The sequence below is a fragment of the Streptomyces sp. NPDC048192 genome, assembly GCF_043202415.1.
Classification (GTDB): Bacteria; Actinomycetota; Actinomycetes; order Streptomycetales; family Streptomycetaceae; genus Streptomyces.
This window is the reverse complement of sequence record NZ_JBIDAL010000023.1, coordinates 57,969-69,622: the sequence shown is the minus strand read 5'-3', so window position 1 is coordinate 69,622 and position 11,654 is coordinate 57,969. Positions and strand designations below refer to the sequence as shown.

Annotated in this window: 12 protein-coding genes and 1 tRNA gene; 7 read left to right on the top strand and 6 right to left on the bottom strand. The window is 72.5% G+C overall.

Going from position 1 to position 11,654, the window contains the following annotated elements:
* The first annotated feature begins 39 nt into the window (after positions 1 to 39).
* Positions 40 to 1,887 (top strand): hypothetical protein, encoded by a 1,848-nt coding sequence (locus ACGFZN_RS35990; protein WP_393862671.1) that lies wholly within the window; start codon positions 40 to 42, stop codon positions 1,885 to 1,887.
* 61 nt (positions 1,888 to 1,948) lie between these two features.
* On the opposite strand, the gene ACGFZN_RS35985 is transcribed toward ACGFZN_RS35990, so the two are convergent.
* Entirely contained in the window at positions 1,949 to 2,857 is a 909-nt protein-coding gene (locus ACGFZN_RS35985; RefSeq protein ID WP_393862670.1) for a hypothetical protein, read from the bottom strand.
* 426 nt (positions 2,858 to 3,283) lie between these two features.
* Between ACGFZN_RS35985 and ACGFZN_RS35980 the strand changes: the two genes are divergently transcribed.
* The 6 genes from ACGFZN_RS35980 (at position 3,284) to ACGFZN_RS35955 (ending at position 7,790) form a co-directional block, all read left to right on the top strand.
* Positions 3,284 to 3,565 carry a WhiB family transcriptional regulator gene (locus ACGFZN_RS35980; RefSeq protein WP_393862730.1) on the top strand — a complete coding sequence of 94 codons (282 nt, stop codon included), beginning with the start codon at positions 3,284 to 3,286 and terminating at the stop codon, positions 3,563 to 3,565.
* Between the two features lie 275 nt (positions 3,566 to 3,840).
* Complete coding sequence (locus ACGFZN_RS35975; RefSeq protein ID WP_393862669.1) at positions 3,841 to 4,833, top strand: GNAT family N-acetyltransferase; 993 nt, start codon at positions 3,841 to 3,843, stop codon at positions 4,831 to 4,833.
* Positions 4,834 to 5,633: 800 nt separating this feature from the next.
* Entirely contained in the window at positions 5,634 to 5,816 is a 183-nt protein-coding gene (locus tag ACGFZN_RS35970) for a hypothetical protein (protein WP_393862668.1), read from the top strand.
* Between the two features lie 326 nt (positions 5,817 to 6,142).
* Entirely contained in the window at positions 6,143 to 6,346 is a 204-nt protein-coding gene (locus ACGFZN_RS35965; RefSeq protein WP_393862667.1) for a cold-shock protein, read from the top strand.
* 46 nt (positions 6,347 to 6,392) lie between these two features.
* A tRNA-Met gene (locus tag ACGFZN_RS35960) sits at positions 6,393 to 6,466 on the top strand.
* Between the two features lie 526 nt (positions 6,467 to 6,992).
* Positions 6,993 to 7,790: a hypothetical protein gene (locus ACGFZN_RS35955; protein WP_393862666.1), complete on the top strand. Its 798-nt coding sequence runs from the start codon at positions 6,993 to 6,995 to the stop codon at positions 7,788 to 7,790.
* Positions 7,791 to 7,820: 30 nt separating this feature from the next.
* On the opposite strand, the gene ACGFZN_RS35950 is transcribed toward ACGFZN_RS35955, so the two are convergent.
* From ACGFZN_RS35950 to ACGFZN_RS35930, 5 genes are all read right to left on the bottom strand, one after another.
* Entirely contained in the window at positions 7,821 to 8,885 is a 1,065-nt protein-coding gene (locus tag ACGFZN_RS35950) for a hypothetical protein (RefSeq protein ID WP_393862665.1), read from the bottom strand.
* Between the two features lie 8 nt (positions 8,886 to 8,893).
* Positions 8,894 to 9,067 (bottom strand): hypothetical protein, encoded by a 174-nt coding sequence (locus ACGFZN_RS35945; RefSeq protein WP_393862664.1) that lies wholly within the window; start codon positions 9,065 to 9,067, stop codon positions 8,894 to 8,896.
* A 2-nt stretch (positions 9,068 to 9,069) separates the two neighbouring features.
* Complete coding sequence (locus ACGFZN_RS35940; protein ID WP_393862663.1) at positions 9,070 to 9,462, bottom strand: hypothetical protein; 393 nt, start codon at positions 9,460 to 9,462, stop codon at positions 9,070 to 9,072.
* 319 nt (positions 9,463 to 9,781) lie between these two features.
* Complete coding sequence (locus tag ACGFZN_RS35935; RefSeq protein WP_393862662.1) at positions 9,782 to 10,354, bottom strand: GNAT family N-acetyltransferase; 573 nt, start codon at positions 10,352 to 10,354, stop codon at positions 9,782 to 9,784.
* On the bottom strand, positions 10,351 to 11,631 hold the full coding sequence (locus ACGFZN_RS35930; RefSeq protein ID WP_393862661.1) for an XRE family transcriptional regulator: 1,281 nt from the start codon (positions 11,629 to 11,631) through the stop codon (positions 10,351 to 10,353). Before ACGFZN_RS35930 ends, ACGFZN_RS35935 begins: the two co-directional genes overlap by 4 nt.
* Between the last annotated feature and the right edge of the window lie 23 nt (positions 11,632 to 11,654).

Here is an 11,654-nt window from a genome sequence, read left to right as displayed (position 1 = left end):
CCGTTAAGGCCGTTGGCTCCTGGGAGGGAGGGGGTGCGCGTGTTAGGCAGTGACCGCCTGTTCATCCTGTCCGCCGCCGTCACTTCCTCGGAAAGCGGCGAGCCGGGTCCTTCGCTGCTGATCAACGACCCGGTCGTGGCGATGCGCTGGTACCTGACCCACGAGCAGGACGACGCCGTGGTATCCGTGCGCCGCAGCCGGGACGGCGGCAGGACATGGCAGCCGCTGCCCGTGCGGGAACTCCTCACCGAAGCGGAAGCCGAAGCCGAACTGGCCGCCTCCGGCGGGAGGGACGACACCGCACTGCTGTGGGACGCGCTGGCCGCCGAGGCGGCCACCTGGCTCGACCACCACCTCAGGCACCACGCGGGCGGCGAGACTGCCTGGCAGTTGGCGGGCCAGATCTGGGCTCTGGCCATGGGCACCGTGCCGCACGACGACGTCCTGACCCACCTCCAGGCCCACTCACCCACCGCCCGGCCCGGCGAGGAGGAGTTGAATGCGCTGCGGGCCGGAGCCGCCCAGATCGTCGACGCCCTCACCGTCGCAGAGGCACCCGACAGCGCTCAGATGCCCGAGCTGCTCAAGGCCGCGGCCCTGCTGTACGGGCTGGCTTCCCGGGTGCGGACCAGCCGCCTCGGTGCCCGGCTCCACCAGACGCAGGAGCAGCTGCTGCACCACCTCGACCAGCGCGTGCGGTCCATCCCGGGCGAGGAGAGCACCCCACAGGCGGAGCAGACGGAACCCACCGCCCATCCGCCCGGCGGCCCCGGCCGTCTAGAGGAAAGCCAGGCGGCAGAGCCGCAGGCTGCGGTCGGCGGTTTTCTGCCCGGCGTCGTGATGCGCGACTTTCCGCTCCGCTTCGGCGACATGGAAGCCGCCGCCGCATGGCGGGTGCTCTGCCCGGTTGCCGGCCGGGAAGCCGAGCGGGCCATGGAGGAGCTGGTGCGGGCCGAAGCCCGCCTCCTCCAAGCCCGGACTGCCGCCCAGCCCGGGCACGGTCCCGTTCCGGCAGGAGCAGAACCCGGCGATGCTTTGAGCCGGGTCCGGCAGATACGGCACCGCAGACGCGCCCAAGGCCTCGAGGCCGATGCCCGAGGCGCACGCGAGTACGCCCGCCACCGGCTGGAAGACCTCGATGCCCGGCATGCGGTGCTCTGGCACGGGCTAGCCCTGGTCGACGCCCAGCACGCCGCCCAACGCGCCCGCCACGTCGGCGCGGTGGCCGCCGCGCAGGCCACACTGTCACCCGCCGACCAGCTCCCCACCACCACGGAGGGGGTGCTGGCCGAACACGACGCCTTCGAGGCCTTCGACACACAGCTGCAGGCCGTGAGGGAGCGCATCGACCACGTCCTGGCCGAGCAGCGCCAGTCGACCCGCGATGCCCTGCACCGCCTCCTGCCCCGCACCGTGGGACGCCGGGCCATGACCCGGCTGCGCACCCAGCTCGTCGACAACTCCGGCCTCAGTCGCAACGCCGAACTCAAGGTCATCCGGGCCCTGTTCGCCGCCAAAGCCGAGTTCGAGAACCTTCAGGCACGGTTCACGAACGGCACACCGCAGCACGGCCGGCCGCCCCTGGCAGAGGAGGAGGTCCTCAAGGCGCAGAGGCGGCTGAAGCAGGCCGAGCGGGAACTCGCACAGCTGCGCTCCAGCCGCCTGGACACCCTGCGCGCTCTGGACGCCCTGGACAGCGTGGCCGATCTGACCCCGACCCCGGCCACCGGGAGCGCGGCACGCGCCATCCACATCACCGCCGCATCCCGCGCACGGACCCGCCTGCACACCACCGCGGCCGGCCGACCACGCCACGACGACCGCACCGCCGAAGAACACCGCCTGCCGCACGGACAGGCACCCCAGCGCGGCACCGGGCTGCCCTGAGCAGCCCCAGGAGGAAACACCGCGTACGGACAGGGCCAACCGCCCGGCACCGCGCCGGACCCTAGACCTGCGCCGCAGCCTTCTCGGCCTGCGCTGGCACCGCAGCCTGCCCGGCCTCGCCGCCTGCCGCCGAAGAGGCGTCCGCCTCGGCGAGCGCGGTGTACATCACCGAGCCCTGCTGCTGCGACTTCTCGGCGCGGTTGTTCTTGACGAGCAGCTCCAGGTTGTTGCGCACCACCTGCACGGACGTCGCCCGCTCGGGGTGCTTGGCCTTGAACGCGTCGAACACCTCGCGCGCCGTCTGCGGGTGGCCCTGCGCCGTGGTCAGAAGGGGCAGGATGAGCTCCTGCAGCGTCGGCCCGTCCGCCTTCCTGCCCGCGGCCTTCTTCGCGGGAGCCTCCTTGTCCGCGGCCTTCTTGGCCGGGGCGTCCTTGCCCGCGGCGGCCTTCGTGGCCGGAGCTTCCTCGGCCGTGGCTGCCTGCGCCGGCACCCTCTTGGCGGTGGTCTTGGCTGGCGTCGCCTTCTTCGCCGTGGTCTTCTTCGCGGTGGTCTTGCTTGCCGCCGCCTTCTTCGCCGGGACCTCCTTGCCCGCAGCCTTCTGCGCGGTCTTCCTGCCCTTGGCGGCCGTCTTCTTGGCGGCCCCCTTGCCCTGGTTGTCCTGCCGCGGCTGAGGAACGGTCCCCGGCTCAGCCGTGACCGCCCCGGCGGATGCCGGGTCCGCGTCTGGCGCCTTGCGCGGCGCCTCTGCTGCCGGCGATGCCTCGCCGGTCGCAGCGCCGGTCGACCCGGTCAAGGTGCCCTGCAGTTTCAGCAACAGGCCTTCCTCCACCTTGAGTCGTTCAAGGCGCTCCTGGAGGGCGGTGATCTGCGTGGCGATGTCGCTCTGCTCTTGGCGGTTGGCCGCGAGGTCGCTGGCGAATTGCTGGGCGTACACGTTGGTGATGGGGGTCTTCTCGGGCTCGTCGGCCACGGCAGCAGCTCCTTTTACCTGGATGTGTCTGCCGGATGCTACTCACACGAACGGGGCGAAAGTCATGGTCCTGCACGATCGCCACTCTCCCGGGCACCGTGTCCGTGCAGATCACCGGCGGATATCAGGCAGCCATGTCACCAGGAAGCCGCGAGCATGTCGGGTCAATACAGGGGCCTTTCGGCTGCCCGAGCGTCATGTGTCGCGCTGCCCATCCCGCACGGTGCGTCGGGCAGGGAGTTGAAGGCTGCCATGCGCCCCACCAGGCGGAACGACCGCTGGGAGAGTGTGATGCACCCGCACGCATGAAGCACCGTGGGTGGGTACTGGCGGTGCAGGAGACGACCACACCACCGCCTGCACCGCAGCGCTCATGACCTGCACCATAAGCTCAGTTGTGTCGCGACGGGGAGGAAAGACATGACGATGGCGGAGCCTCACTGGAGTGAGGCTGCGGCCTGCCGGGTGGCCGACCCGGAGGAGATGTTCGCCGACAGCGCCCGGCAGAAGCGGGCCAAGGCGGTCTGCTCGGGATGCCCGGTGCGCACCGAGTGCCTGGTCGACGCCCTCGACAGACGCGAGGAATGGGGCGTGTGGGGCGGTATGACGGAGCGCGAACGCAGAGCGCTGCTGCGCCGCAGACCCCACGTCACCTCCTGGCGGCAGGTACTTCAACCGACAGGTGGGTCAGTGCCCCGCGCCAGCTGAGACACGGGCAGGCACCCTGCCAGAGGGCGGCTCAAGGCGCCGGTACGCGACCGGTGGCGTCCGCCAGGGGGCTGTGACTGTGGTGGTCGTGTCCGCGGTGCGGAACGCCGCGGACACTGGTGCGGCCCCGGCTCCCGCCGCCTGGGACGTCCGGGCCCACCGGTGCCCACGTGCTGCCCTCACGGGCTGTGCTGTCCTGCATGAGGCCACAACACTCGGGCAGACCCACGGCCGCCGGGCGCCTTCACGCGCGTGAGTACAGCGGGCAGCCGGCGATGGACTTCCTCGCGCGCATGTGGCCTGCCCTGGCCGACGCGGACGCTGCCGCCACCGCCTACCAGGATCCCGCTTGGTTGCTGGCGTGGGCCCGGCACCTGCCCGCCCACTGCGAGCCGTTGATCCTCGCCGCCGTGGACGGCGACCGGCCTGTCGCCGCCCTGGCCCTGGTCCGCGAACTCGTCCGCGACGGCCGCACCCGCATCACCGCGCTGTCCAGCCCCGCCTCCGAGCAGATCCGGCCCGTGGGCGAGAACGCCGAGGCGGTGAGCGTCCTCCTCGATCACCTGCCGTGCCTCGGGGACGAAGTGCTCCTTGCCGACCTGCCGGAGGACTCCCTCCTGGCCCGCCAGGCACACAGCCAGTGGGGTGAGCCCACCGCCCAGACCCTCTACGCCACCGTCGCTCTGCCCGTCGATCTGGCGGCCCTGTCCCGCTCGACACGACGCGAGCACACACGCCGCCGCCGCACCGTGCAGGCCCTGGGCGAGCGGGTGGGATACCACCGCACCCGCACCCGCGCGGACCTCCTCGCCGCCTTCGACACCCTGGAAGAGCTGCACCACCGGCGCAACGCCCTGCGGCCTCCCGACGCCCACGCGCCGGACCTTCACCTGCCCTGGCGCGAAGTGCTCACCGAGTGCGCCGACATTGCGTTCATCGCCACGCTGACCCTGGACGGCCGGACGGTGGCCGCGCAGCTGTGCCTGCACCACCGGGGCCGCGCCTACTCGCTGATCACCGCGATGGATCCCGCCCACCGCGACCTGTCCCCGGGGCACGCCCTGCTGCACGTGCTGTGCGAGGACCTCACGCACCAGGGGTACGCGGCACTCGACCTGGGCCGCACGACCGCGCAGGACGGCCAGCGCGCCTACAAGGCCGCCCACGGCGCCACCTGGACGACCACCCGCACCTACACCGCCCCGACCGGCACCCGTCCGCCGGTGAGACGGCCCGCCGACCTGGCGGACGCGGGCAGCAGGCGGTGATCCTCCCCGGCCTTCGCCGCACTGGGCGAACCTGCCCCGCTGCCGCAGACCTCCGCGCGCGCCCGGCATCCGCACACCGGCCACGCGTATGACGGCAGCCGACGCGACGGGCGACGTCGCCACAGCCGATGTCGCGGCCATGCGGCGCGCAGGAGTCCTGCCCGCGTTCCTGCGCTCCCGGATCACCCGCCCCCGCCCGCGCCCCGCGGGGCGGCCGTGGGACGGCGGCCGCGCACGGGGACACCGTCCCGGCGCCTGGCCCGCCCCGGCCGCCGCGCACCACGCCCCGCCGGTCGTGTGTGCCTGCCCCTTGTGCCGGGCGCTCGCCGAGCACACGGAGACCGCACGGTGCCGGTGTGCGCTCTGCCGCCGTGACGAGGTCGCGGTGGCCTGTCCCGCGGACCGCTAGTCCTGCTGAAGGTAGCGTCGCGCACCGTTGATCATTGAAGGGAGAAACCGCGGTCACGCACCGAGGTGCGTGCGGATGATGATCCGGTTTTGTACGGTTTTGGTGCCCGGCTCTGACAGGACGACCGGGCTCGGCGGTCCCGCGCTCCGATCGCACGCCGCGCGGGACCGCCCTCAACGCCCTCCCAGCGTGGGGCCGTAGGCTGAACACGCCGATGCGCCAGGCGTCATGCCTGGCCCTGTGGGGCCCGGCCCGGTCCGGGCCCCACACCACTTCTTCAGCTCGCAGCTTCGCGCGGTCCTGCCGCGCCAGATCGTCTGCGGATCGGCGGCGGCCGGCCCGCCACGGACCCCGCACAGGCATTGTCAGTGCCGGCGGCGATGATGAGCGCATGACGACGATGCAGAACTACGGCCTGACCTGGACAGACACCGACGGACGGGCGCAGGCTTCCGCGGTGGCCTACGACAAGGTCAGCGGCGAGCGGCGCAAGGCAGAACTCGAGGCCGGTGGTAACACTCACGTGCGCCTGGTTCCGGTCGAGCCCGGCGTGCTTCCCCAGCCGCAGAGCTGACACGCCGGCTCCGAGCTGGTCGACGGCGCGCACCGGATCCGCGACCGCTGACATGCAGCGTCCCGGTGGTACGGAGGGGGCCACCGGGACGGCACGGTCCAGCCTAGGCGGCAGAAGTGCACTTCCCGGGCGGTCAGGGGCGGTGCGTCGCGGGAAGTGTCCGGATGCGGTCGGTCGCTGGCTGCCGCCCAGGTCACCTGGACGCATGATCGAATGACCGAGCCCTGGCCGGGGTAGGAGGGATGCCGGGTGTCTTCCCGCAAGGGGCAGTCGCCCGCTACTCACCCCGGCCGGTACCCCCCCGGCAAGATCGAGAAGGACGCAGTATGGCCAGCGGCACCGTGAAGTGGTTCAACTCCGAGAAGGGCTTCGGCTTCATCGCCCAGGACGGCGGCGGGCCGGACGTCTTCGCCCACTACTCGAACATCGCCGGCAACGGCTACCGCGAGCTGGTCGAGGGTGAGAAGGTCACGTTCGACATCACCCAGGGCCAGAAGGGTCCCCAGGCCGAGAACATCGTCCGCGGCTGACGTCCCCCGCCGGCCTCTGGAGGCTTGTGTAGAGTGGCACCACCGACGCGGGGTGGAGCAGCTCGGTAGCTCGCTGGGCTCATAACCCAGAGGTCGCAGGTTCAAATCCTGTCCCCGCTACGAAAGTGGGGCCCGGCGTCCGTGACGCCGGGCCCCATACTGTTTTTCCACCAGGTCATGCCTTTCACGGCGCGCGGCAATCCCGCCGTGGGGGGAACGGCATGACGCCGACGCAGCCGGCGGGACAAGCCCAGCAGCAGACGGGCACCAAGCTCACCTTCCTGGCTCGCAGTTCGCTCACGTCCCTGGGTGGTGTGGCGTCCACAGGTTCTCGCCCCGCTGCCCGGGAGGACCGCCGACCCGGTCGATGGCGAGCGCCATGCGCCGGTACGCCGGGGCTTCAGCGGGCCCGTGCAGGCATCCCATCGCTCGCCGCGCGGCGGCGAACTGCACGCCTTCGGCGCCCGCCGGGCCGGTCAGAGTGTGGCGTCCCGCGACACGGGACGCCGGGCAAGGCCGCCGCCCACCCGTCGGGAAGAGGCTCCCCACGCCGCGGGCGGCGGCATACCCGCACGGCAGGCTGACGGGCACAGCGGCCACCACCGCCGCCTGGAGCCCACCGTCCCCGCCCCGTGGAAGAGCCCCCATGTCGCGCCTGTTCGACCGGCAACTGCTCCACCCGCAGCCGCCCTCGCTGTATGACTTCCTGCAGACCGCCCTGCACTCGGGCGAGGACAGGCCGAACGTGGTCCGGGTGCGCCGCCTGCTCAGCAACCCCGACGCGGCACGGCTGGCGCGCCAGGTCCGCCCCGGTGGCACCGGCTGGTCGGTCGAGGCGATCCAGCACGCGCGCGTCGTCGCCGCGGAGGCGGTCCACCACGGCGTGCTGCACACGCCCGCCCCGGTGCTGTTCGCGCGGCTGCGCCACCACAGCGTGCTGCCCCGGCAGGAGGCGGTGTTCATCGAGGCGCAGAAGCTCCGCTCGATGGGACCCTTGTCCGCCTTCGGCTGGTTCGTGACCTGCGAGAGCAGCGGGGACGGGTATGCCCTGAAGGCGGCCCTGGCCACGGAGTGGGGCAGAGGCAAGCTGTTCTCGCCCCTCGCCGTCCTGCACCTGGCATTGGACGGCCAGGGACGCTACGAGCGCGAACACGGCACGGACGGGCCGGCGATACAGATCGCGCTGCCCGAGGACCCTCACCACCCGGGCGTACTGGCCGACAGCCTCGAGCCGGTCCTCACGGGGCTGATGGCCACCGTCGGCACCCTCCTGGCCACCCTGGCCCTGCTCAACACGGACCCTTCTGTCACCGTGACCGTCCCCGACCAGGGGCAGTGCGCCGCACACGCACGCCGGTACGGCCGCAGCCTGGTCCCCTACGTCAAGATCCCCGCCAGCCTCCCCGCCCTGTCCGAACTCGTCAACGCCCGCGACTGCCCATGAACGAGGCGGTCGCGCAGTACGTGGCTGGTGTCACCGGCCGGGCCCGTGCTGCGGCCGGGGCGGCGGGGGAGGCGTCTGCTGCTGCGCGCCGCCCGGTTTCGGTGCCGGTGTCGGTGGGGGCTTGGCGGTGGGTGTGCGCAGGGCCAGTTGGTGCAGCAGCCGGTCGGCCATGGCGCTGATCTCCGCGGCCCGGTCGGCGTAGGGCGGCTCGCGCGCGGCCGGTGACGGGTGGGGTGTGCGCAGGAAGCCTGCCTCGTCGTAGCGGGATCGGTAGGCGGTGCTGGCATGCCGCCAGGAGTAGGGGGCGATGGCGGCCTGGAGGGCGGGGGAGAAGCCGGCGGTGTGGGTCAGGTGCGGCTGGTGGGCCTGGCGCCAGGACAGTCCGGTGATCTCGACCGCGAGGTCGCCGGTGCCCGTGAAGTCCACGCTGGTGGCGAGCGCGTCGTAGGCGGGCAGCGCGGTGCCGGCCTGCGGGCGCACGGTGAACACCACATGGGTGGCGGGCCGGGCGGGCGGCGTGTCCTGGAAGAGTTCTTCGTGGTGGGCGTCCTCGAACGCCGCCGTGGTGGTGGTGTTCCAGTAGGCGGCGCGGGGCAGGTTGCCGTGTCCGAGGTGGTCCAGCAGCGCGGTGGCCCGGCCGAGGGCGTCCTGGGACTGGTCGTGGACGTAGGCGTGCAGGCCGGGTGGCAGGAACAGCCGCGTGGCTCCGTGCAGGGGCTGCGCCGCCGGGTCCAGACGCACGGCCCGGGCTTCCTGGTAGAGCGCGCTGTAGTGGTCCGCCTCCTGATCGACGCGCTCGTCGTAGCGGTAGACGGCGTCCCGGTGGCCGTGCAGGCCGTAGAACCGGTTCAGGTGCGCGATCTGGGCTTTCTCCGAGGCGACTTCCACGGCGTCGAAGTAGGCGGCCCACTCGGCCGGCGGCCTGTTGTGCACGTTGCGGTGCGGGGCCGGGTCGCGGTAGCTGTTCCACCACCGGGCCCCATCCGGGCTGCGGGCCCCGTGGTTGATCCACGCGGCCGGGTAGGCGGCATACAGGGCGTCCATGAGAACGCCGGCCAGGCCCCGGCGTTGGAACTCGGGGTGGATGTTGAGCATCCACACCTTCACCGCGCCTGCCCGTCGGGGTGGACATGGAAGTCCAGGTGACCGGCGGCGGACCGCCCGACGCAGGCGATCAGGCGGCGTCCGGCCCAGGACATCCCGACAGAGATCTTCCAGTCGGTCAGCCACAGCGACAGCCCTTCCTCGGGCAGGCTGTCCTTGCCGCCGGGGGGCACGGCTAGCGGGCGGTGGCGGAAGGCCAGGTGACGGCGACGAGCCGGGCCCGGGCGGCGTCGACGCCGTCCAGCGCCGTCACAGCGGCGGCCACGGACGTTTCCAGACGCTGGGCGCCCGCCGCCTGACCCAGGCCGGGCCAGCGGGCGGCATCGACGCTCAGCCTGCTTTGGACGACGACGTCCGCCGCCCCTGACACCTGCGCCGGCTGCTGCTGGGTGGCCAGGGTGGCCACACGGGCCGTGCACGTAACGTCGCCCCGGGCGTCGGGCGCGGACCGGTGGTCGAAGATGACCTCCCCCGCCTCGCCGAGCGCGGCCATGAGACGTGCGATCGCCTCGGGCGGGCCGCTCAGCTCGACCTTGGTGTACTGCGGTGCCTGCTCGGGCATGCTCACGGCTGCTCTCCCACTGCCTGCGGACGGTCTTTACGGCGCAACTCCTCGCGGCATCCGCCGAGTTCCCGGGCTCACCGCAGGAGGCGAACCAGATGCTGACCTCGGGAAGGCGCCTTGCCGATCAGCCGGGCCGCAGCCGGCAGCGCCCCCGTCCCGTCAGCTGCCCACCGGCCCGATGCTCACAGGCCACAGTGCCCGGTACGGCCGCGGCACAGCCCGGGATGCGCACAAAGTCCCGCCTGCCGGGATCAGTGGCCCGCCGACGCTGACGTGCGTCCCACACGGCGGGGCCGTCGCCCACGCAGCACTCGGCGCCCGCTCAGCTTGCGAACGCGGTGCTCTTCGCGCCGGGCAAGCGGGTGGGGCGGATCATCACCGTCAGCAGCGGGGAGGTGGCTGAGGGCTGGCTGTGCCCGATGTCTTCATATCCCCACGACCGGTACAGTGCGTGGACTTTGCCGTCGCCGGCCGCCCGGTTGACCATGAGCGTCACGTACGGCTCGTCGCGGGTGGCGAGCAGGGCGTCGTGGATGCGCCGCGCGGTGCCGGTCTTGCGCCACGCCGGTACTACCCCGATCTCCTTGACGGCCAGGGCCGGGCGCGCGGTGTACTCCTGCGCCGGGGGCGGGGTGGTGCGCTGCCAGTACCGGTCGCCGTGCTCGATGCGATTGCCGTAGGCGTAGCCGACCGGCTGGTGGTCCGCGTAGGCGAGGACCGCGGTGAAGCCCGGCTCGATGCCGTGCCGGTCCAGGCGTTCACCGAAGGCGGTGACGGCGTAGTTCGGCAGGTGCAGCAGCGGGGCGCGCACTTCGGCGTACACGTCGATCAGATCCCCGCGGACAGGATCGAGCGTGGTGAAGGTACGCAGGTCGGTGGCAGGCGCCGGGATCATACGGCGGTCCTCCAGGTGGCCGTGTGCTCGCTCCAGGCCTGCACGGTAGAACTGCCCGGCGCGGTGGCGCGCAGCGCGGCCCCGAACTCCCGCAGCATCCGCGAGACCCGGGCGTGCTGGGTGGCGGCGTCGGCCGGGACCCGCATCGCGGTCGCCGTGGCCGCGTCGGCCTCGCCCTGGGCGAGCTGGGCGTGGGCGAGGCGGCTGGTGGTGATCGCCCGGGAGCGGTGCATGTGCGGGCGCAAGAAGGCCAGGCACCGGTGCCCGTGGTACTCGGCGCTCACATGGTCGCCGAGCGCCAGGTAGGCCGACAGCGCGAGCGAATGCAGTTCCGCCCGGTCGTAGAAGGCGGTCAGCCACAGCGGCCGGCAGGCGTCCGGATCGGCGCGTTCCATGGCGTCCTGCGCCTGGTCGAACGTGCGGCGCAGGCCGCTGCGGTCCTGGGCCGCGCCGTGGATGGCCATCTGCCGGGCCAGCCCGAGGGAGGCGAAGAGGGGGTCGCGGCGGGTGATGTGCAAGCTGCGGGCGACGTCATTGGCGGCGAAGGCGTCGGCCGGGCGGCCCATGTGCCGGTACAGAGTGCCGGCGTGCGACCAGATACGGAACTTGATCCTCTGGTCGCCGGAGAGCTCCGCGAGGGCCTGCGCCTCACGCATGTGCGCGAGGGCGTCGTGGTAGCGGCGGCCGTCGATGGCGGCCCACATCGCCGAGGACCGGAAGGCGGCCGCGCACGCGTACAGGTGGCTGCGGACCCGCTGGGTGGCGCTGCCGGCGCTCTGCAGGTTCAGCGCCTCATCGGCGAGGGCGGCCGCTTGCTGCTCGATGCCGAGCCGGCCGCCGTGGCGGTGGTCGCTGGCGATGATCTCGGTGAACCGCGCCTGCAGGCGTTCGACGTCGCTCATGCCGATCCGGCGGGGCCCGGCGGCGCCGGGCGCGGCCGCTGCGGCAGCGGCCGCCGTGATGCCGAGCAGAGTACGGCGCTTCATGTCGGAATCCTCCTGCTGCGCTGTGGTCGGGGCAGACGGAGTCCGGCCCCGCGGCACGAACCCTAAAGCGGGAGCTTCCAGCCCGGTCACCCGCTTGAAAGCGGCGCGGGTCGCCGCGTTGGGCCACTGGACCCGCCCGGCGCGCCAGTCACGCACCGCTTTGCCGTCGAACCGCCCCGGTCGCCCGGTGATCTCCTCCAGGGCCGCATTGAGCTCGCGGGACAGGCTGTTGGCACTGTGGCCGTGGTCTTGCATCCACCGCACCAGCGCCTCGTTTCGCGTGGTGGCCATCCACGCACCGTAGCGCCGTGATC